This is a genomic window from Fibrobacter sp. UWS1 (assembly GCF_002300445.1).
GTDB lineage: Bacteria > Fibrobacterota > Fibrobacteria > Fibrobacterales > Fibrobacteraceae > Hallerella > Hallerella intestinalis.
The window spans coordinates 1,300,945-1,323,463 of record NZ_NSGW01000001.1; the positions used below are offsets into that span (position 1 = coordinate 1,300,945).

17 protein-coding genes are annotated in these 22,519 nt (G+C 46.1%); 1 reads left to right on the top strand and 16 read right to left on the bottom strand.

The features are described 5' to 3' along the window. Positions 1 to 29: 29 nt before the first annotated feature. The 15 genes from BGX14_RS05335 to BGX14_RS05405 all read right to left on the bottom strand — a co-directional run bounded on the left by BGX14_RS05335 (position 30) and on the right by BGX14_RS05405 (position 19,427). A complete protein-coding gene (locus BGX14_RS05335; protein WP_073305006.1) occupies positions 30 to 2,273 on the bottom strand; it encodes a tetratricopeptide repeat protein in 2,244 nt (747 codons plus the stop codon). A gap of 15 nt (positions 2,274 to 2,288) precedes the next feature. Beyond that, complete coding sequence (locus BGX14_RS05340; RefSeq protein ID WP_233126422.1) at positions 2,289 to 3,809, bottom strand: OmpA family protein; 1,521 nt, start codon at positions 3,807 to 3,809, stop codon at positions 2,289 to 2,291. 195 nt (positions 3,810 to 4,004) lie between these two features. Further along, positions 4,005 to 4,214 (bottom strand): hypothetical protein, encoded by a 210-nt coding sequence (locus tag BGX14_RS05345; protein ID WP_073305009.1) that lies wholly within the window; start codon positions 4,212 to 4,214, stop codon positions 4,005 to 4,007. 126 nt (positions 4,215 to 4,340) lie between these two features. Then, positions 4,341 to 5,141, bottom strand: a complete 801-nt coding sequence (locus BGX14_RS05350; RefSeq protein WP_095879291.1) for a 1,4-dihydroxy-6-naphthoate synthase — start codon at positions 5,139 to 5,141, stop codon at positions 4,341 to 4,343. A 90-nt stretch (positions 5,142 to 5,231) separates the two neighbouring features. Continuing rightward, positions 5,232 to 5,888, bottom strand: coding sequence for a hypothetical protein (locus BGX14_RS05355; protein ID WP_095879292.1), 657 nt, complete (start codon positions 5,886 to 5,888; stop codon positions 5,232 to 5,234). A gap of 1 nt (position 5,889) precedes the next feature. Continuing rightward, the gene (locus tag BGX14_RS05360; RefSeq protein ID WP_078775976.1) at positions 5,890 to 6,849 is read right to left on the bottom strand and encodes a 1-phosphofructokinase family hexose kinase; all 960 of its coding nucleotides are present in this window, start codon (positions 6,847 to 6,849) and stop codon (positions 5,890 to 5,892) included. Beyond that, a complete protein-coding gene (gene tyrS / locus BGX14_RS05365) occupies positions 6,849 to 8,066 on the bottom strand; it encodes a tyrosine--tRNA ligase (RefSeq protein ID WP_095879293.1) in 1,218 nt (405 codons plus the stop codon). The genes BGX14_RS05360 and tyrS overlap by 1 nt, the downstream gene beginning before the upstream one ends. 165 nt (positions 8,067 to 8,231) lie before the next feature. After that, the gene (locus tag BGX14_RS05370; protein WP_158223238.1) at positions 8,232 to 8,915 is read right to left on the bottom strand and encodes a methyltransferase domain-containing protein; all 684 of its coding nucleotides are present in this window, start codon (positions 8,913 to 8,915) and stop codon (positions 8,232 to 8,234) included. After that, complete coding sequence (locus BGX14_RS05375) at positions 8,905 to 9,537, bottom strand: pimeloyl-ACP methyl esterase BioG family protein (RefSeq protein WP_073305015.1); 633 nt, start codon at positions 9,535 to 9,537, stop codon at positions 8,905 to 8,907. The genes BGX14_RS05370 and BGX14_RS05375 overlap by 11 nt, the downstream gene beginning before the upstream one ends. After that, positions 9,509 to 10,621: an 8-amino-7-oxononanoate synthase gene (locus BGX14_RS05380; RefSeq protein ID WP_095879295.1), complete on the bottom strand. Its 1,113-nt coding sequence runs from the start codon at positions 10,619 to 10,621 to the stop codon at positions 9,509 to 9,511. The genes BGX14_RS05375 and BGX14_RS05380 overlap by 29 nt, the downstream gene beginning before the upstream one ends. Positions 10,622 to 10,736: 115 nt before the next feature. Then, the gene (gene nifA, locus BGX14_RS05385; protein WP_073305017.1) at positions 10,737 to 12,266 is read right to left on the bottom strand and encodes a nif-specific transcriptional activator NifA; all 1,530 of its coding nucleotides are present in this window, start codon (positions 12,264 to 12,266) and stop codon (positions 10,737 to 10,739) included. A gap of 15 nt (positions 12,267 to 12,281) precedes the next feature. Beyond that, positions 12,282 to 13,703, bottom strand: a complete 1,422-nt coding sequence (locus BGX14_RS05390) for a glutamate synthase subunit beta (RefSeq protein WP_095879784.1) — start codon at positions 13,701 to 13,703, stop codon at positions 12,282 to 12,284. A 13-nt stretch (positions 13,704 to 13,716) separates the two neighbouring features. Further along, positions 13,717 to 18,186 (bottom strand): glutamate synthase large subunit, encoded by a 4,470-nt coding sequence (gene gltB, locus BGX14_RS05395; RefSeq protein ID WP_233126423.1) that lies wholly within the window; start codon positions 18,184 to 18,186, stop codon positions 13,717 to 13,719. A 385-nt stretch (positions 18,187 to 18,571) separates the two neighbouring features. Further along, entirely contained in the window at positions 18,572 to 19,141 is a 570-nt protein-coding gene (folE, locus tag BGX14_RS05400) for a GTP cyclohydrolase I FolE (protein WP_073305020.1), read from the bottom strand. Between the two features lie 10 nt (positions 19,142 to 19,151). Then, entirely contained in the window at positions 19,152 to 19,427 is a 276-nt protein-coding gene (locus BGX14_RS05405) for a hypothetical protein (RefSeq protein ID WP_073305021.1), read from the bottom strand. 194 nt (positions 19,428 to 19,621) lie between these two features. Here BGX14_RS05405 and BGX14_RS05410 point away from each other — a divergent pair, with 194 nt between their 5' ends. After that, the gene (locus tag BGX14_RS05410) at positions 19,622 to 20,743 is read left to right on the top strand and encodes an SAM-dependent methyltransferase (RefSeq protein WP_095879296.1); all 1,122 of its coding nucleotides are present in this window, start codon (positions 19,622 to 19,624) and stop codon (positions 20,741 to 20,743) included. 286 nt (positions 20,744 to 21,029) lie between these two features. Here the strand turns inward: BGX14_RS05410 and argA are convergent, their stop codons facing one another. Next, on the bottom strand, positions 21,030 to 22,406 hold the full coding sequence (argA, locus tag BGX14_RS05415) for an amino-acid N-acetyltransferase (RefSeq protein WP_073305036.1): 1,377 nt from the start codon (positions 22,404 to 22,406) through the stop codon (positions 21,030 to 21,032). Between the last annotated feature and the right edge of the window lie 113 nt (positions 22,407 to 22,519).

The following is a 22,519-nucleotide window of genomic DNA, read 5'->3' on the forward strand; positions in this document are numbered from 1 at the left end:
ATTATACCAGGCCTATCCCATAAGTTGATTTATTCCAATTCTTCCAATTCTTCCAACTGCTGAAGTTCTTGAGAATTTGTCGATCCAGATCCCCCGCTTTCGGCTTTCTTGGTCTTCACCGTCGCCAACGTGAATCCGGCGTCTTCCAAAACCCGCTTACGGTTCGATTCAAAACGATCGCTCTGTTGAGAACGCTGCATAAATTTCGCGTAATCGTCAATCGCCTGATTCGCTTTGTCAAAGTCTGGACGGAGCTGATCGCGTTTCATCTGAACACGAGGAGTCGGGAGCTGACGGGAAAGATCCAAAGCTTTTGCTTGTACACTGTCAAAATGCGCTTCGTTATCTTCATAAACTTTGCGGGCACTATCGCGAGCAGCCATAGAAACCACGGGCTGTTCTGTCAATTTTTCCGCATTGCTCAAAGACTTTTCAGCCCGATCAAAATCCTTCTTCATGTAGTAGCAATAGCCTTCAACAAGATACGCTTCGGACAGGAGGAAGGAATCCGGCATATTCTTGATGATCCACTGAGCAAATTTAATCGCTTCATCCGGTTTATTCACCTTCAAGAAGGACCATCCCAGAGCCAACATCGCTTCATCGTAAACAGGAGAACCCGGTTTTACCTGACCATAAAGCCCAGCCGCTTCTGGAATGTTGGGATTGTCACCCGAGAAATAGATATGTCCCAGTTTGACCTTGGCCGCATCCTGCAAATCCATTTCGGATTGGTTGGAAGCCGGCTGATCGATAATGTCACGGAAGCAGTTTTCGGCTTCATCCCATTTGCCCATACGGCTGTTGGCAATGCCCATAGTATAACGCGCATAGAAATAGTTAGCGTTACCCGGAAGAATCGCAGAAAGAAGGTCGATGGATTCTTGATAAAGCCCTTGTTCAAACTTAATCTGGCCAGCGATATAGTCCGCATCCGCTTTCACATCGCTTTCGCTGAAATGTTGAACAATATACTGGTACTTCACCATTGCATCGTTGAATTTGCCTTCCTTATAATCGATATTCATCAACTGGAAATGATACTTGGCGCGTTGGTCACTCTGCGGATAACGCTTGATGGCATCTTCATAAACCGCTTTGGCAGCTTTGTGCATACGCATATTTTCAAAGGACTTGCCTTTATAGAAAGCAGCTTGGTCCACCAAATGGAATGCCGGATACTTCGTCTGAACCTTGCCAAAAGCATAAGCCGCTTCCAGGAATTGACGGTTCAAATATAAACGCATGGCAGCACGATAATCGTTTTCCGGTTCGATTTTCAAACGACGATAACGATCTTCACCGATGTTTTCTTCACGCGTATTGCCAAAACGAGAGGTCAGCTTTACAGCCCAGATAAAACCACGGTTTTTCTTTTCAACAATATCGTCGTGCGACATTTCCAAATCCAGAGCCAGATAGCGGAAAATCGTGACGTCTTTGACATTGACTGTAGCACCAAGAACCGGATAGCCTTCCTTTGTAAAGCGAAGACGAACACCCAAATGAGTACTCAGATAATACGTCAAGGTAAAGCTCGTTTCCAAACTTGTTCCGTCTCCACCTTCAGAGCTTTCATGCAGGACGTCAATCACGGAAAATTCCGCTTTGGCTTCCAGCATCCGGTTAAAGCCGCGATAGAACAGGGTAAAGTTCAAGTTGCTCGGAACCTTGTAAGATTCATCGGCTCCCATGAATACAAAATGATAAGAGGAATTGTCCGCTTCCGTACTAATAGCCGGAGCTACAGCGTTCTGGAAAGCAACACCAACAGTCAGACTACCAAAACGGGAGTTGGAAATCGGATTCCAACTGATACCCACATCAGCGCCCAAAGTCAATTGCTTATTCGCATCGAACTGGTTGATCTGAAGGATAGAGAGGTCAACGCCCAAAGCCAAGCAATGCATCAGACGATAAGCGTAACCAATCATATAGGCGTTTTCCACATAGGAATAGCCACCATCCACGTCGGCACCGTTTTCAAAGAACGAAATGCCTAAAGTATGATCATAGCCGAACGGAATCGTAATCGAACCGTATTCCTGAGAAGCTTCGCCACTTATCGTGCTGAAAAAGCCGATAGAAAGTTCTATTTGATCTGTTTCAGCGATTCCAGCAGGGTTTACATACATCGAAGTATTGTTGCTACCAAATTCGCCAAACCAGTCGTTCTGCTGATATTTATGGGGTGCATACGAGGGAGAAGCAAACGCTGCACTCGTGCAGATAAGCCCAATAGCTGTTGTCTTGATGAAGCTAAAGCGTGTCATCGTCTAACTTTCTCCTTACTTAATGTCCGTGCGAGTGAATTCAATGCGACGATTCTGGGCACGGCCTTCCGGCGTTTTGTTGGAAGCTTTCGGCTGTGTATCGCCGGCACCACGGGTCACCATACGATTTTCGGCAATTCCGTTTTCCACTAAGAACGTCTTCACCGCTTCAGCACGTTCCGCAGAAAGCTTCTTGTTCTTTTCTGCACTACCGACATTATCGGTGTGGCCCACGATTTCAAAGGAAATTTCCGGGAAAGCTTCCATAATGTCTATAACCTTACGGAGAGAAACTTCGGAGTCCTTTGTGATAACAGCCTTGCCAGATTCAAAATTAACACCTTCAAGAATGAATACTTTCTTCGGCGGAACAGGAACTTCATCCGGGCAGCCATCATCATCCTTATAACCATTTAAGGATTCCGCATTATCCGGGCAAGCATCCGCCCCCTTACAGGTGTGAGCATACTTGTCCAGCAGGCCACTAGCTTCTACCCACGGATCGCAAACGCCATCACGATCATTGTCCGGGTCGGGGCAGCCGTCATCATCTTGGAAGCCATCCACATCTTCAGCGTCTTCCGGGCATTGGTCAATGCCGGAACAAACCGCCGCATACTTATCCAAAACATTTTCTTCCGAAACCCATGGATCACACATTCCGTCACCATCGGTATCCGGATTGCGCGTTTCATTGACTTCTTCTTCCTTTTCAGGGAGAACGTCATGAGCAAGCAAACCGATATCCAGTTTGCCCTTGCCACGTTTCAACATCGGAGATTTGGAATTGCAGTAAAAATTCGGTTTGCCGAGCGAAGGATTAACGAATTTCGGATCCAGCGAAACATTCGTCCGGTTTACCTTAATAAAGCGATTGAACGGGTAGTAGTTCTTATAGATGTTATTGTATTCAATCTTTGTCTGACCCGCAGCAGGATCGGCAAAGACACCATAATAATGGTTTTCCATGAAAATGTTGTTCCGGGCAACAAGATTTGTCGGTCCCTTGAGGGTAAGTCCCGAATAACCATTCCGCAAAACAACGTTCTGTTCCACATAAGCGTCCAGCGACTTTGCGCCCCAAGCAAGAATGCCGGACCAGCGGTTGCCGTACACGACATTGTTGCGCAAATTAGGGAGAGAAATGAACGCGGCGATGCCAGTCGCCTTGTTGTCCATGACATAGCAATGATGGATATAGGGAGCCGCATTTTCGCAGAGGATGCCTTCTATACCATTCCGAATGGTAAAGTGCGACATTTCCGCTCCGGACGTACCCATCACGGTCGGTCCGCGACGCCCACCATCAATAATCGTCGTCAAAGGGTCTTCCCCTTTAAGAACAACGCCCATGATAAGGGTGATGTTTTCGTTATACGTTCCACGCTTGACAAAAATGGTATCGCCAGCGTCTGCGTTGCCCAGTGCGTCCGCGATCTTTGCGTAATCGCCCGGCACGTTAATCGCCTTTGCCGAAGCGTATCCCGCGAAGAGCATAGTCCCGGCAAGAACTACGAATACTTTCTTTAGGGTCATACTGCTAGATTTCTCCAATCATAAAACATAATTTCTACACATCCATTCGGACCGGATACAAGGGGAACCACTCTCTGTGTACCAAATCACAACGTGGAATATACCTTCAAAAATGGCTTTAGTCAAATAGTTTTAATGATAAATCTTTGAAAAAAAACATTTTTTTAGAGCATTTCACGCTTTTGTTTCCAAAAATTAGGATGCATCTCCTTCTTCTTCCGGTTTCTTTCCGTCCGATTCCTTCTTCACTCCTTGAATAGAAACACGAAGATCCTGACAGGTACGTTTGATATTCTGCAGAACCTTACGGGCGCGTGTTCCCGCGGATTTATTGCCTTTGATGAACTTTTCGTACTCGTGCTTCAACGCCACGAGCTCCTGTTCTAGTTGCTGAACCAAATCCATAAGAAACTCCCTTAAATAGATTTCTCTCGAAAATAAATAAAGTTTTGGTCAAAATTTCGGTTCAATGTAAATTTTTCAAAAAAAAGATTTTTTTTACGCCCTCCCTTTTCGTTTGTTTATTTCTTTTTACACAGTAAGATGTTTCATTAAGTAATCGAGAGATCTTTCTCCATCCGAGCCTATGTCGCAGGTAAATTCCGTAACAAACATACGAATATGCTTTTCTATTACTGAATCGTCCGGAATTTGCGCCTTTTTGCGGATAAAATTCGAAACAAGATTCGGACGTTTCCAGGCAAAATCCAAGCTCCGGCGAATTTCGTTTTCAACCGCTAGAATCACAGGCGATTCTAGATTTTTTTTGGCTACCGTACAACCCAACGGAATCGGAGAACGGGTTTCTGCTTCCCAAAAAGCACCCAAATCCACCAGCGATTTTAAACCATCCTGTTCCCAAGTGAATCGTTTTTCGTGAATAACCACCCCTTGAAAACATTGGCCAGAAAGAAGCTTTTGATATATTTCATCAAAAAAAGCATAAGAAACAATAGGCCGTCGGCCACCTTGCGTCGTCGCGAACCAAAAGAAAAATAAAGCGGCTGCTGTCGTATTTTTTCCAGGAAGAAAAGTTTTGCTTGCCGGATCAAAAGAAGCGCTTTTCCGAGACGACAAAAGAAGCGGACCGCAACCATAGCCCATAGCCCCGCCGCAAGAAAGCAAGCGATAATTCGATTGAATCTGCGGAAGAACCCCGCAGCTGACTTTCGCCACGTCGAGATTTCCGGCAAGAACCATTTCATTCAAAGTCTGGACGTCCGCAAAAGTGACTTCCCACGCGAATTCGGAATGAATAAGGCCTTGAACCAGAGCTTCATAAATAAAAGTATCATTTGGGCAAGTCGAAATTCCCAAGCGCAATTTTTGCATAAGGCAACCTCTAAAGACTATTTTGATAAAGAAAAATCCAATGAGATAGAGCGATGTGTCAATTTCTGAAAATAAGTTTTTGAGAGTTCATTAAAATTTCTCCACCATCGGATCGATAATTTGTTTCCGAACTTTTTGAAGAGACTGTTTGATATTCCAGCCAGAAACATCTCTGTCGCCAGCAAAATTGCTAATGGCTCGGACTTCAAAAACAGGAATTCCCAACGCTTTAGCAATGGCAAATGCCGAAGCGCCTTCCATGGCTTCCACTTGGGCCTTGTAAAAGCGAGCACGAAATTCCAAAACTTGCTCGCAGGAAGTCATCGTATTGACCGAAACGCCCCGAACACCGGAGAGTTGGGCGATGGACGGAGGAGCCCATTTTGATGAAGTCGCTTTAAAACAATACGGGCGTTTGGAAAATGGAGAAAAGACACCGTCATTCCAATAGCCGACATCGCCAACACATTCTGCATCTACCCGAACGATTGTTCCCGATGAAAGCCCGCTGAACGGAAGAGCACCAGCAATCCCGACAAGAATCGCCTTTGTGTATTGCCGAGAACCGAGTAGTTGCGTAAATCCCGAAGCAAAACCGACCAGCCCGACCCCGACACAAGCCGCCTCCAATGACGAACTCAAAACAAACGGCTTTTGGACACTATTTTCATACGGAACTTTTGGAAAGAGGACATCCCATTCCACGGAAGAAGGAATCGCTAGCAGAGTCTTTTGAAGAGTCCGCATATCAATCCGTCATTTTGACAATCCGAGAAAGCAATTCCGTTTCCAAAGCGGACACCCGAGAAATATCCAGATTCCATGGGCGATCGACTTCACAGCGAGCCACCGAAACCGCCGTGGCCTTGGCGAGGCAATGGTTGATCGGCAGATTTAAAAAATCAGCGGAAAGCCAACCGGCAAGAAAAGCATCACCGGCACCAATGTCATTAACCACTTTGATTTGCGGAGGCTGGAGTTCAAGCCCCATGAACTTGCCTTCTAAACGGTAAAAAGCATGAACCAGAGCATCCTCGTCCGTAACGACCAAATGACGAATCGGTAAACGATCGAGAAGCGTAGAAGCGGTCATTTTCCAAAACTGCGGACTCGAAGTAATTTGCGGAATTCCATAACGCTGCAAGAGTTTGCAGTATTCGTCCAAGTTGATTTTCAGAAGTTCCACCCCCTGCTCCAGCCACGTATCAATGCCATCCACAGCATCGATAAACAGGCGTTTGCCCGTCAAATTCTGTTGGCTCAAAATTTCCTTTTGAAATCCCGAAGGGAAAGAACCACACAGCACGATATTTAAGACATCATTCCAGACTTCGCCAATGGTTTGCGAAAAATCCTTATTTTCAGCTTCTGTAATTTGAGGGGACGGCTCAATCAATTCCGTCGTATCGCCTTTGGAAATAATCGTCGTGCAAAGCCGAGTGGAATCGCCTATCCAAATCGGAACTTGACGAATTCCCGCTGCGGCGATTTCATCACAAATCGAAACGCTGCGTTCGCCGCCCAGAAAATGGGCAAGCATAAAATCACCGCCCAGTTTGCGCAAAATCCGTGCACAGTTGATCCCTTTGCCCGAAGCAAATTCCTCTACCTTGGACAAACGATTGACTTCGCCCGGTCGAAACTCGTCCACCAGAAACAGACGCTGCCAGGTCGGATTCAATCCCAAGATCAAAGTGTCGCCGTTCATTAGAAATTGACCTTGAAAAAGTTGCGTTTGCCAACTTGAACCAAAAGCTGGTCTGAACCGGAAACTTTCACTTCCATCATCGGATCGGAAACTTTTTCTCCAGCCAACTTGACGCCGCCGTTCTGCACCATGCGGCGAGCTTCGCCTTTAGACGAAAACGCTTTCACTTGCACAAGAAGATCCAAAATTTTATACTCGCCCGCATCCAACCGGCATTCCTTTGCATCGGACGGAATGGCGTTACCGCTGTGAATTTCTTTTTCTTTGACGGCAGCGGCTTCAGCGGCTTCAGCCCCGTAATATTGGGCTACGATATTCTTGGCCAGGCGATCTTTCGCCACATTCGGATTCAATTTTCCGGAAGCCACCTCCGCCATCATCTGTTTGATTTCCGCCAGAGGAACATCGGTCAAAAGCTCAAACCAATTTTCGACAATGGAATCCGCCAAATTGTATATCTTGTGATACATCACGTCGGCTGGTTCGTTCACGCCCACATAATTGCCAAGGCTCTTGCTCATCTTGGCTTTTCCATCCGTTCCCAAAAGAATGGGCATGAACATACCGATTTGAAGAGGCATTTTCTCGAACATTTGCAAATCGCGACCGCGGCAAACGTTGAACTTCTGGTCCGTTCCTCCAAGTTCAATGTCACTTTGGATGGCGACGGAATCATAGCCCTGCATCATCGGATACATAAACTCGTGCAAACTGATCGGACTGTTGGAGACATAGCGATTGTGAAAGTCTTCCCGTTCTAGCATTTGAGCAACAGTAAACTGCCCCATCAATTCCGTCACTTTAGAGAACGGCAACTTGCTAAACCATTCACCATTATAACGAATTTCCACCCGATCTTCCCGCACAACGCGGAAAAACTGTTGCTGATATTCTTTGGCATTTTCTAAAACCTGCTCGTGAGAAAGGCGCGGACGTGCTTTATTGCGACCGGACGGATCTCCGATTTGCGCCGTATAATCGCCGACAATCAAAACAACCGTATGTCCTAAATCTTGAAATTGACGCAATTTGCGCATCACAACCGTATGCCCTAAATGCACATCGGGAGCCGTTGGATCCACGCCGAGTTTTACACGCAGAGGAATTCCCGTGTCATAAGATTTTTGAAGTTTCTGTTCCAGTTCATCTGCCGGAATGATCTCGGCTACACCGCGAAGTAGAATGTCCAATTGTTCTTTGACAGGCCGGAATTGCATAAAAAAATCCTTTTATAAAATGGTTCTCTACAATATACAAAATCTGAGTAAAAGGCAGAAGTGGGTGAAATAGACAATCCAAAAAGAAACGTTCTTTTGAAGTAAAATCCTTAAATTTCTCGTGCAGACATTTTGAACGATTGCCAAAGTCTATTTCGCAAATCCTTACTTTTTCCGAGCAACAAATACCCCATAGCGATATGTCAGTTCATATTTGCCATCAAATGATTCATCCAATTTTCGATAAGAAGTTTTTGTCAGTCGAAAATCTCCTTGCAAATTATTCACTCCGGTTTGCTTCAAGCTATGGAGAAGAGCGAAACAATCCGGAAAAGAGAGCGTACAAAAATTTTCTTTCCATTCAACAATATCGAAATGGCGGAACAAAATTTCTTTTATTTGCTGCGGCGTTTTATACGGCAAACCTTGATGCGTAAACGATTCCAATTCCCAAAGCGTCCCGGCGACAAACATTGAAAAAGCAAAAAATCCATTCTGTTTCAAAGCGGCAGCGATTTTTTTAAAAAGTTCTTCCAAAGGAACAATCCACTGGAAAACAGAACTGGAAACGACCAAATCCAAATTTGAGGGAATTTCCTGTTCACAAACATCTCCGATCTGCGAGGGATAACGCTCCATCAAAGGGCAGCGGTAGAGGTCGTTCAGGAACAATTGACGAAAAGCGAAATGGCGAAGAAGGTAATGAGTAAAAATTCCCGAGCCACAGCCAATTTCGTAAATGCGGTCAGCTCGTTTTACATATTGAAAAAGCGCATGATACAAATCCCGAGCAGCTTGTTTTTGCGCTACCGCAAACTCGTCATAATTTTTTGCGGATTCAAATCGCAAAAATGTCCTCCAGCGAATTCATTTTAAAAAATGGGAAATGCGGTGCAAGAATGGTCTGCACAGGACATTCAAAACAGGAACTTGCCTTGGGAGGAAAAACGACATCCTTTTTGGAAACAATCGCTTTTGTCCAGCGAATTCGATTTTGCGCCACATTTTTGGAGGCTTTGAATAAAGTTTGCAATTCGATTTTCGGATGATCAGAAAACGCAAAATGGGCCTGCGCCCTATCATTCAAAAAACACCACTTTTTAAACAATTCAAAATCAAAATGTTCGATGGAATTTTGAAATGTCCCCGGCGGAATCCCAAAATTTTCATGAATGCCAAAAGGCGTTCCGTTGATCGCAACCGCTTTTTGAAATTCCAAGCCAGAAGCAAAACGATTTGCCGCCCAAACACCCATAGACCAAGCGATCAAAAAAATTTCTCTTTTTGAATTCTGAATTTTTTCCCACGCCATCAGATCTTCAAATTCTAAAGTTTGATAATCATAAACGACAGAGACATCATAATTTCCAAAATCCACAGAGGAAAGACATTCCGGAGTAAAAGCGTAGCCTAAAAAAATCAAGGCGAGTGGACGATTTTCTCTATCCGGCGTGAGCTGCTTTATACGCATCGAGAATTTCCTTTAAAGAAGCCAGCTCCTCTGGCGTGATATCGCCACGCAAACTGATTCGTAAACGCGCAGTGTGCAAGGGAACCGTAGGAGGACGAATCGCGGGAACAAAAAAGCCTTGTTGCAGCAACTTTCGAGAAAGCAAGAGCGCATCTTCATTTTCGCCCACAATGAAAGGACAGATTTGCGAATCGCTCAATTCCAAAAAACGAATCGAATCGTGTAAAATTTGCCGACGTGCAGAAAAATCTTTGGAAAGGACAAAATGTGTCCAAGCGACATCAATGCTGGGAATCGCCGTCGAAAAGATGAGGCTTCGCGCCGAATTGATAAGAATCTGCCGAATTTCATCGTTGCAAAGAAATACCGCTCCAGAACCGCCAAGTGCCTTGGAAAGCGTAACAAGAATAAAATCCACATCTGCATCGAGATTTAATGCGCGAGAAAGTCCCAACTCATGCAAAGCAAAAAACGAATGCGCTTCATCTACATACAATTTAACATTCGGATATTTCTTTTTCAAAGCAATCATCGCGGGCAAATCCGCAAAATCGCCATCCATGCTAAAAACCGCTTCGGTCAGCACGATAATCGTTTCGTATTCCGAATGGTGCAATTCCAACAATCGGGAAAGAGCTTCTATATTATTGTGCGCAAACCGTTTAAAATTGGCCCGCGACAGCTGAAGCGCATCTATCATACTGGCATGGATGAGTTTGTCGGCAATAAAAAGCGTTTTAGGGTCGGCCAATGCCGAAATGATTCCCAAATTTGCCGAATAACCCGAATTAAAAATCAGAGCTTTTTTCTGGAAACGAGATTCAAACCAGTTTTCAAGATTATAAAAGGCCTCGCTGGAATTGTAAACCAAACGACTTGCGCCCGAACCAAAAAAAACATCCTTCGCTTTGACCGTATCCAAAAATTCATCGCGTAAATTTCGACTTGTCGCAATTCCCAAATAATCATTACTCGCAAGATTCAAAAGCGTTTGCGATTCAAATCGAATATATTTTTCAAATGAAGCGGTCTGTTTGAACTCGCGATAAGAGCCTGCCGACTTCGCCTTTTTCAAATCCAGCATACAATTCCTATTTGCGCTAAACCAGAGCAAATATACAAATTATCGGCGTATATGAATTGTACCGCTTTGCCCAGATTTTCACAAAGCAAGTTTCACAAAAACCGCTGAGCAAAAATCAGGCAAATCTTTTCGGGTTGATGCCCAACATTTTGATTTTATAGCCCAAAATACGCTGCGTCGTCGCCAGAGCTCTTGCCGCCGGTGCGACCTTGCCTTTGGCACTTTTGAGAGCGTCGCAAATGATATCGCGTTCATACGTCTCGACCATGCTTTTCAAGTCGCCACGAATCGGAGCACCCGTGGATTCCGCTGTCTGCAATGTCGAAGGCAAATGATGCGGATATATCACATTCCCTTCGGCAACAAGAACGGCTCGCTCAATGCAATTTTCCAATTCACGAACATTTCCCGCCCAGTGGTAGCTCATCAGCATATCAATCGTTCCCGTCGAAAGGCGACGGATTTCCTTGCCCAGAATCTTATTATAACGATCCAAGAAATGATCCGCTAGAAGAACGATGTCGCTTTTCCGTTTGCGCAGAGGCGGGACGTAAATCGGGAAAATGTGCAGACGATAATACAGGTCTTCCCGGAATTTTCCATCGCGAACCATTTGCAGCAAATCCTTGTTGGTCGCCGCAATCACGCGGATATTCACATGAATCGTTTTATTTCCGCCGACGCGTTCAAATTCATGTTCCTGCAATACACGGAGAAGTTTCACCTGAAGCGTTGGCGAAATTTCCCCAATTTCATCGAGAAAAATCGTTCCGCCATCCGCCATTTCAAAACGGCCTTTATGCTCGGAAATCGCTCCGGTAAAAGCCCCTTTTTCATGTCCGAACAATTCGCTTTCAATGATATTTTCTGGAAGTGCTGCGCAATGAACGCGGACAAAAGGACGGTTGGCTCGATCGGAGTTGTAGTGAATCGCCTGGGCGACCAACTCTTTACCCGTCCCTGTTTCACCGAGAATCAATACCGTCGAAGGGCTTTTGGCAACTCGAGCGATCTGGTCATAGACAATTTGCATTTCCCGAGAATTGCCCACAATATTCGACGGACGAAAACGATCTTTCAATTCCGAACGAAGCCGCTCATTTTCCGCCTGAAGAATTTCCGTTTCTTCTTCTGCTTGACGACGCAACTTGACAGCAGAAGCAATCATCATCGCAATAATTTCCAACAGACGCAGATCATCATCTAGCTGGTCTGCGGAAGAATTAAATTCATCGACACTCAAAGCGCCGACAACTTCCTTTTCAATGGCGATTGGCACGCAGATGAAGGCCTTTCCCGAGACTTTTCCGCGACCCGTGCGATCCAAAAAATTCGGATCCTTCGTCACATCCGGCACAACAATAGGCTTGCCAGATTCTACGACTTTTCCTGTAATTCCTTCACCAACCTTGTAACGTCCTTTTTTCGTTTGCAGCGGAGAAAGCCCAGTCGCAAGCTCAATGGAGATTTCACCCGTCTGTCGATTGTAAAGAGTTACCGTAGCATGTTTAAAACCCATGTGTTCGCCGAGAGTGTTCATCACCGGTCGCAAGACATTTCGCATATCCATGCTTTCATCAAGGATCTGGCCCACCCGATAAAGCAGTTCCAGTTCCTTTATCTTTTGATCGTCTTTTATCGCCATATATCCGTTCCGTTTTTATAGAAGAGCTTGAACAATGCCTTTCGCCACGCGTTTTCCATCTGCAATCGCCCGCACAACCAAAGATTGCCCAGTAGCGCAATCTCCAGCGATGTAAACACCTTTTACCGATGTCATTCCCGATTCGTCTCGAAAAATGCGTCCGCGTTCATCCGCTCTTAATTTAAATGCATTTACAATATCTGGAATATCGTGACCGACGAATCCCATGGCAAGCAGAACCAAATCGGCGGGAAGAATAAAATTTCCATCCGGTTTAGGCACATTGAACATTCGACCATCTTCGCCGCGTTTCCATTCGATTTCCGTGCAACGCAAAGCCTTGACCTTTCCATTTTCGCCGATGGCTTCTAACGTATTGACATTCCACTGCCGTTTGCAGCCTTCTTGATGAGCGGGAGTTTCTTTGAATATGCGAGGCCATTCAGGCCAAGGATTGTTCGAAGCACGCGTATCTGGTGCTTTCGGCATAATTTCAATCTGAGTTACGTCCAAAGCTCCTTGCCGAATAGCGGTTCCAATGCAGTTTGCGCCCGTATCCCCGCCACCTACAACAACAACATGCTTGCCTTTTGCATTTTTTGTTTCGTCGTATTCGAACATTTCTCCACCGTTAATACGGTTCTGCTGAGTAAGATAGTCCACGGCAAAATGGATGCCGGACAAGTCCCGCCCCGGAACTTTCAAATCCCGAGGCTTGCGCGAACCGCAGCAAAGCACAATCGCGTTATGATGGCGAAGGAGATATTCCGGAGACACGTCCTTGCCAACGCACACGTTCATTTCAAAGCGGATTCCTTCTTGGCGCATCAACGCAATGCGGCGTTCTATCACCGATTTAGGCAAGCGAAAATCTGGAATGCCGTAACGCATAAAACCGCCAGCGTGTTCTGCACTTTCGTAAACCGTCACTTGAATGCCGACGCGATTCAAAAATTCCGCGCAGGAAAGTCCCGAAGGTCCAGAACCAATAACGGCAACCCTTTTATCACTTCGGATTTGCGGAATATTCGCTTGAACCCAGCCATTTTCATAAGCGGTTTCAATCACCCGATGCTCAATTTCCCGATTCGTCACCGCATCTCCATCCTGACCATTGACGCAAGAACCTTCACAAAGAGCCGGGCAGACTATTCCGGTAAATTCAGGAAAAGGACTTGTATCCAACAATAAATCCAGAGCCTTGCGCCATTCGCCACGACTAACGGAACGGTTGATTTCCGGAATGGCATTCAGCAAAGGACAACCATAAGAATGACAGAACGGAACTCCGCAATTCATACAGCGCAGAGCTTGCTCCATTATCTGTTCCTGAGTCATCTCTTTTGCGGTTTTCTTGTAATCGCGGACTCTCTCCTGTACGGGACGTTCTTCTGCTTCCCGGCGAGGAATCGTCATAAATGGTTTATTCGCATTCATGTCCAACCTCCTTTTAGCCGTGTTCTCGCTGGTTCATCATTTCCAAAGCCCGCCGATATTCCATCGGGAAAACCTTGACAAAAAATTCGCATTCCCTGTCCCAGTTTTCCAAAATTCTCTTGGCCTTTGGGCTTCCCGTGTACTTCACATGATTTTCAATCAGTGTTTTGAGTTCCTTTTCGTCGGCTGCATTCAACGGATCCAAATCAATCATATCGGTATTGCAAAGACTGTCAAATTGACCGCCTTCATCATAGACGTAAGCGATGCCTCCGCTCATTCCCGCACCAAAATTGATTCCCGTCGGACCCAGAACAACGATGCGCCCTCCAGTCATGTATTCGCAAGCATGATCGCCCACACCTTCCACAACGGCAAGCGCTCCACTATTGCGAATGCCAAAGCGTTCTCCTGCGCAACCATTCAAATAGACTTCGCCCGATGTGGCCCCGTAAAGAATCACATTGCCCGCAATGACGTTATTTTCTGGAGCAAAAGAGCTTCTCTTTGGCGGACGCACAATAATCTTTGCGCCCGAAAGACCTTTGCCTACATAATCATTGGCTTCGCCTTCTAATTCCAAAGTCAGACCATGCGCTCCAAACGCACCAAAACTCTGACCGGCAGAACCCAGCAAATGAATGGAAACCGTATCATCGGGAAGTCCCGCATAACCATACTTTTGCGCAATGCGACTGGAAACAATGGTTCCAAACGTGCGATTGGTATTGCGAATGGAGAACGACAACGAAACCGGTTTCTTTGTTTCAATGGCGGTTTCCGCTTTCTTCAAAATTTCGTAGTCTGCGGCACCGTCCAGTCCCGTCTCTTGCGAGTGCGTGCAGCGAATTTCTTCTGGCTTGGTCGATGCCTGATAAAGAATGCCGGAATAGTCCAAACCTTTGGCCTTCCAAAAATCGATAGCCCGGTTCATTTCCAGCAAGTCGCTGCGTCCAACCATTTCGTCAAATGTGCGGAAACCGAGTTGAGCCATATAATGACGAACTTCTTCGGCGACAAAATGCAAATACTGAATAATGTGTTCGGGCTTTCCCTTGAACCGTTTGCGAAGTTCCGGGTCCTGCGTAGCAACGCCGACCGGACAAGTATTCGAATGGCAATGCCGCATCATCACACAGCCCAGCACCACCAGAATCGTAGTTGCAAAGCCAAATTCTTCTGCACCGAGAAGAGCTCCTATAACCACATCCCGACCCGTTTTCATCTGACCGTCCACCTGAAGGCGAACACGGTTGCGTAATTTATTCAGCACAAGCGTCGTCTGGGCTTCAGAAAGTCCTAATTCCCAAGGCGCACCAACGTGCTTTACGGACGACAACGGAGAAGCTCCAGTACCTCCATCATAACCAGAAATCAGAATCACATCCGCTCTGGCTTTGGCAACTCCTGCCGCGACCGTTCCGACCCCAACTTCCGAAACGAGCTTTACCGAAATACGAGCCTTGTCGTTGGCATTTCTCAAATCAAAAATCAATTGCGCGATATCTTCAATCGAATAAATATCGTGATGCGGCGGCGGACTGATTAAGGTAACACCCGGAGTCGAATGGCGCACTTTCGCAATCTGCTCGCTGACCTTATGTCCGGGCAACTGACCACCTTCTCCCGGTTTTGCGCCCTGTGCAATTTTAATCTGCAATTCCTTGGCGTTCACCAGATATTCGTCCGTTACGCCAAAACGCCCGCTCGCCACTTGCTTGATGGCACTCGAAAGCGAATCCCCGTTAGAAAGAGGGATATAGCGTTCCGGGTCTTCGCCGCCTTCGCCGCAGTTGCTCTTTGCGCCAATCCGGTTCATCGCAATGGCTATCGCCTCGTGCGCTTCGTTGGAAATAGCGCCGTAACTCATTGCGCCCGTGACAAAACGCTTCATGATTTCCGAAGCGGGTTCCACCTCGTCCAAAGGAATCGGATTCGTCTTTTTGAATGCGAAAAGTCCGCGCAAAGTGCTCTGGTGCACGGTCTGGTCGTTGATGAGTTCCGCATAAGTATCATACCGTTTCTGGTCTCCCGTGCGAACGGCGCGTTGTAAATTCGAAATCGCTTCGGGAGTCCACAAATGTCGTTCCCCGTCTTTACGATAACGATATTCCCCACCAGACGGAAGCAGCGGACTTTTGCTTTCTATCGCCGAGCGCCAGCGCATCAAAGCTTCCTTGGCAATTTCTTCCAGACCGATTCCTCCCACGCGGCTTGCCGTTCCCGTAAAGAATTTATCGACGACTTCGCGGGAAAGGCCTACAATTTCAAAGACCTGCGCATTGCGGTAACTCCGGAGAGTCGAAATTCCCATGCGACTCATCACTTTTTTCAATCCCTTGTTCATCGCATCAATGTAATGCTCGATAGCCTCAGTAACACCGACCTGCTTGTCCAACTGGTGCGTGCGACTAAGATCCGCAATCGTTTCAAAGGCGAGATAAGGGTTGATCGCCGTCGCGCCAAATCCCAAAAGGCTTGCCACGTGCATGACTTCCCGAGCTTCACCCGTTTCCAAAATCAAGCCACAACTCGTGCGAATCCCAATTCGAGACAGATGCTGGTTTACTGCGGACACAGCAAGAATCGCCGGAATCGGAGACAGTTCATCGGGGAGATCCTTATCGCTCAAGATGATGATCTTATGGCCACTGCGAACAAACGCTTCCACTTTTTTGCAAAGTTCGTTCAGGGCCATTTCCAAAAGCTTTCCGGCAGAAAGGGTATCGGAAAGAACCGGAAATCCCATCTGCACCGTCACGCATTTGAAATCATCTTGATTCAACGTGCGCAAACGACCCAAATCTTCATTAGAAAGCACCGGATAGCGGAATTTTACCAGACGTGCCTGAGATGGCTCTTCTGCAAGAATGTTGTCGTGAATGCCCAGATAAGTCATCAAGCTCATCACCAATTCTTCGCGAATCGGATCAATCGGCGGATTTGTCACCTGCGCAAAAAGCTGTTTGAAATACCAGTAAAGAAGTTTTGGTTTTTCGGAAAGCACAGCAAGCGGCTGATCTGAACCCATCGAACCAATCGGTTCCACACCGGTAGAGGCCATCGCATTCAAAATAATGTCCAAATCTTCTCGCGTGTAGCCGAAAAGCATTTGGCGTTTTAAAAGAGAACTTTCATCTACAGCGACTTCGCCAACCGCATTAAAAAAGCCGTGAATATCAATGTGATTTTCCTTGACCCAGCGGCGATACGGTTCCTTGCGGGCAAAGCGAGTCTTCACTTCGCGATCTTTATAAAAACGTCCCGTTTCCAAATTCACCAGAAGCATTTGTCCCGGACGGAGCGAACCCTTTTCGGCAACGTCTTCCGCCGGAATATCGAGAACGCCCGCTTCCGAAGCAAAAACCATAAACCCGTTTTTTGTAATCGTATAGCGCGCCGGACGAAGACCGTTTCTGTCCAAAGTTGCGCCAACCCATTCGCCATCGGTAAACGCCACAGCGGCAGGGCCATCCCACGGTTCCATAATCCCTGCATGAAATTCAAAAAATCCGCGAAGATCCGGACCCATCGCATGCTTTTTTCCCCAGGCCTGCGGCATGAGCATCATCATGGAATGCCCGACTTCCCGACCGCCAAGAGTCAAAAGTTCCAGCACATTGTCCAAGTTTCCCGAATCGCTCGAACCCGTTTCCAAAATAGGAGTCAACTTCTGGATATTTTCGCCAAAAAGCGGCGACGCCAAATTCTTTTCCCGTGCGGCCATCCAATTACGGTTTCCACGAATCGTATTGATTTCTCCATTGTGCGCCATAAAACGAAAAGGCTGAGCCAAAGGCCAACTGGGAAACGTGTTTGTGGAATAACGCTGATGCACTACCGCTACAGCGCTTTCAAAATTCGAGTCATTCAAATCCGGATAGAACACGGGAACTTGAGGAGCCGTCATCATACCTTTGTAAACAATCGTCCGAGCCGACAAACTGGCAATGTAAAATCCGTCGCTCCCTTCTGCAGAAAGACCCGATTCGTGTTCGGCTCGCTTCCGCAAAACAAGCAAGGCTCGTTCCAAATCTTCGCCGGTTAAATTTTGATTCGGCTGCAAAAATACTTGTGCAATAAAAGGCATTTCCGCACGAGCGGAATCCCCTACCGCCGAAGCGACAACAGGAACATCCCGACAAGCCAAGACCTTAAAATTTTCCTCGACGGCAATTTTTTCCAGCAAATCCAGCACGGATTCGCGTTTCTCTTGATTCTGCGGCAAAAAAAGCATCCCGACCGCATAATGCCCCAAAGCGGGCAATTTCATTTTCAGCGTTTTCTTGAAAAAATTATCCGGAATCTGGACAAGCAAACCAGCGCCGTCGCCCGTATTGACATCTGCGCCCGTCGCCCCCCGGTGAAGAAGATTGCAGAGAACCTTTACGCCTTTTTCAACAATAGTGTGTTCCCGATTGCCATTCATGTTGAGAACGAAGCCGACACCGCAAGCATCGTGTTCGTTCTGCGGATTGTACAAGCCTTGAGCCTTCATATATCTCCTATCGTCATCGCAAAGAATCCATCTTCTTTGCCGTTTTCGGTATGAAAAATTACTAGAGCTCGCCAGCGAAGTAAAGGGGTTTTGAAATTTTCAACCTACAAAAATGTAACACGCTTTGCTGAATTTTACATTTTTGTTATTCAAAATCTTGCCGTTTTTGTCGTTTTCTCAATAGGTCACTTCTAAAAAAATGGCCTCGGTAAAGTGCTCCGACTAGTTCGACAAGCGGTTACCGAGCTTGCCGAAGTGCACTAACCATGGTTCGGCAGGCTCAGCAAGCCATGCGAAAGTCATGGCGAGGAGTGAGGGCAAAAATCTTTCTTAAAATTCTGCTCTTTGCCCGATTCCAGCAAATTCAATTTCAGCAACCTTCCCGGTGGATATAAGTCATAAATTCAGCACGGGTCTTTTCATCGGTTTTAAAACGCCCCAAAAGCTGCGTCGTTACCATGGTTGCCCCAGGTTTTTTGACTCCCCGCATTGTCATACACATGTGGCTCGCTTCCAATAAGACGGCAACGCCTCTGGGATTCAGCTCCTTCTGAATCAGTTCCGCAATCTGGCGGGTCATGCGTTCCTGGATTTGCGGCATGCGGGCAAAATACTCGACCACGCGAGGAATTTTTGACAGTCCCACCACGCAATCTCCAGGAATATAGGCGACAAAAGCGCGACCTGTAAACGGCAAAAAATGATGTTCGCACATACTGGCAAACTCGATATTGGGGACCACAATCATTTCATCATATTTTTCATGAAAGCGGGTTTTCAAAATTTCAGACGGATTGCTTTCACTCCGCAGACTGGTCATGAGTTCCGCATACATTTTCGCCACGCGTTTCGGCGTGTCAAGCAGGCCTTCGCGACTTGGATCTTCGCCCATTCCTTCAAGAATCATACGAAATCCGTTTTCCATTTTATTCAAATCCATGCCGGTAAATTTAGCATTTTCCAAAATAAACGTATCTCGTTTCTCGGCCTTTTGTTCTTGAAATCGTAAGACCCAAAGGCATTTGAAAAGCGAAATCCTCCGCAGAGGCGAAGGATTTCTTGTGTTTCTGTTTTCTGTTGTATTGTTTTTTATTGTCGATGATTCTCGTTCGAAGCGTCGCTCCATTTTGAGATTCCCGAATGCGCAGATTGCGGAGGACTTCGGGTTCTTTGCTTAGAGCTGTCGAATGTTTCAATCGAGTCTCTTGATTTTTCTTGCGAGCCATTTTCCTCTCCCTTGTTTGTGCAAGCCCACCAAATATAGAACAGAACACCGAAAAGAGCAAGGAAGAGAGAGTCGCATTAAAATGAAATTCCCGATAGGATAATTGCTATAAAGCTCCGTATCGCTCTTTTGAAATTCGGAATTCAAACTTCAAAATTTAGAAACTTTATTATTTTTCTTTTGGAGACATTCAAAATGGATTTACATATCCAATCGCACTTAAACGATAAAGGTCGAGTGAATCTCGGCAGCTTTTACACACCATTTCGGTATGTTCTCTTGATCAAGGATTGGCTGATAAAACACAAAATCGACTCCGGAAATATCGTTTTAGATAGCTCATGTGGCTACGGCGCTTTTTTTGAACTGGAGCAATTCCTGCCCAATAATCAATATATCGGAAATGACGTAGATTCTTTTGCCGTCCGAGAAGTCTCCAAGATTTTTCCATCTGTTCAAACATTCAATGTCAACGCGTTGTCCCATGTCAGCCGAAGCCAATATCATATCGATGAAAAGCAAAGCCTTGTCGTCGTCGGAAATCCGCCCTACAATGACGTGACTTCGCAAATCAACCAGCATATCAAAAAGAGCGAATTCGAAATCGATTCGGACATCAAAACCCGCGATTTGGGAATTTCCTTTCTGCTTTCCTATAATAAACTTCAAGCGGATTATGTGGCGATTCTGCACCCGCTATCGTATTTGATCAAGCGATCGAATTTTTCGGCGACAAAAAAATTCTTCGGAAATTATCAGCTGCTGGAGCATATCGTTTTCAACAGTCAGGAATTTGCAAATACATCCAAAATGAACGGCTTTCCCGTCCTTGTCGGGCTATACAAGAGAACGCCCGGCGAGGGGCTGCGTTACGACGATGTTTGCGACATGAAATTCCGCACCGTGGAGGGGGACGAATTTTCCCTATCCAGTTGGGATTACGTCTCTGATTTCATCGAGAAGTACCCGCACAAAAAACGCTACGCAAAAGAAATCCTCTTTTATACGCTGCGGGACATCAACGCCTTAAAACGGAGCCGGACTTTCCTTGCAGAGCGATGCGCTAACGCAGTCGATGTCAATCCAGAAAAATTGCCCTATTATTGCTACATCGATTGTTTTAAGCGATTTGCCGATCTCCCCTATTACTTGGGAAATTTCGACATTCCGTTCGATAGCAAAACCTTCCCTTCGATCGCAAACGAGGCCGTCGCCGTTTCCGCGTTTTACCACCCGGAAGTGTTCGGCACAGCCCCGCAAAATACCACCGCAGAAACCCGGATGAAAGAGTATATCCAAAAATTGTTGGAACAGTGAAAAAGACACGAAAGAAGTTCTACTCCATGCACAAATAAAATCGCTTTCCGTGCGTTTGCCTTTAACACAACCTACGGGAAAAATTCGAGCAAAGCAACGGAACTCTTTTTTTTAATCGGCAATTTTTACGCCATCCAACCAACAGGCGAAAGCATTTTTCCCAATGTTCTGTTCACAACGCTGGGAAGCTCATGTCCCATTTTTGAATCCTCTGAAATTCGGCGATTTCGTAATCCGTTGCCGGTCGTGCGTATTTCAAAATTTCAGCATGATTTTCCAAAATTACTTATTCTTTGCTAGAAGACGGCTTTTGCAAATCCATTACCAAAATTCGCGAATTTCTTTTGCGATTGTAATGTTCACGTTTAGATTGAGGCAAATCTTCCAGCGCACCGTCCCGGAATCCCAGTTGATAGAACCAGTCGAGCGCTTGCGTTGTAAGCAAGAATGCCATCCGGTAGCCACGCATCCGAGCGGTTGCAATCAAGTGGCGCACAATTGCCGCGCCGACTCCCGACTTGCGATAATTCGCCGCTACCGCAATCGCTGCGATTTCCGCCGTATTATCTTCAAACGCATGAAGTGCTCCGCAACCGTGAATCGCATTGTCTATTGCATAAACGACATAATCCGACAATTTTTCCGAAATGGATTCCTGCGTTCTCGGAATCAAATAGCCTTTCGCAATATAATCCTGCATCATCCGCAAAATATCCGGAATATCGTCCGTTGTTGCCGAACGGATGCACGAATACTGGTTCGCATAAACCATGGTTCCATCGCCGCGGCTGGAAAAGACTTCTTGCAAAACACTGCCCTGCGTTTCACCGCTAATCAAGTGAACGCGTTTCGCTCCCGCTTTGCAAGCACTAATGGCATTTTTTAAATAATCCACTTGTGCAAAATTCAACTTGTCAGGATTTAAATCCAGAATTTCTTGAGCCTGTTCAATGTCCAATGCCGAAATGACTCCGCTATCCGTCACATCCAGATATTTGGTATTCATTCCCGAATTCAATCCTTCTGCCCGGATGCCGTTTTCGCTGCCGATAAAGAACAACTTGCTGACTGTCAAATACTTGCAGAGTTCCATTGCGAGTTCTGTACTGGAAATGTTGTACGCATGGCCGATTTTATTCCATCCGATGGGCGGAATGATCGGAATGTAATCCTCGGAAAGCAGATGTTCCAGAATATTTTTTTCAATCCGTTCAATGCGTCCTGTCCGCATATAATCTATGCCATCGATAATTCCCATGCTACGAGCGGCGACCCAATTCCCCTGCATGCCATGGCAGCCGCCAGCAGTCAAATGACTCATAATGCGTTGAGCAGCACCAAGGGAAGCTTGTTCTATCAGCGGAAGAGCCTCTTCGCTGGTCAGCCGAACACCGCCGTGAAATTCGGAATTGATTTCCCACGCCTTGAGTTGGCGATCAATACTTTTCCGCGTCCCAGGGACAATTAAAATTTTGACGCCGATTTTATGCAAAAGCGTAATGTCCCGAATTAAAACGGGAAACAGAGGATGCTCCATCAGGCTATCCTCTATTTTCAGCACAAAAAGCTGTCCTTTAAAACGCGTTATATATCCGAAGACTTCACGAATAAATCCCGCGACTTCAATCTTTTGCACATTCAAATGGTCAAAACCGTTATTCATGTCCATAATATAACTTTCGTCCGACAAATTTTTATTCCTAGCATTCAGAAATGCGACAAAGAATGAAATGATTTCCTATTCCGTGAATCCTCTTTCACAGCACCTTTGTTGCA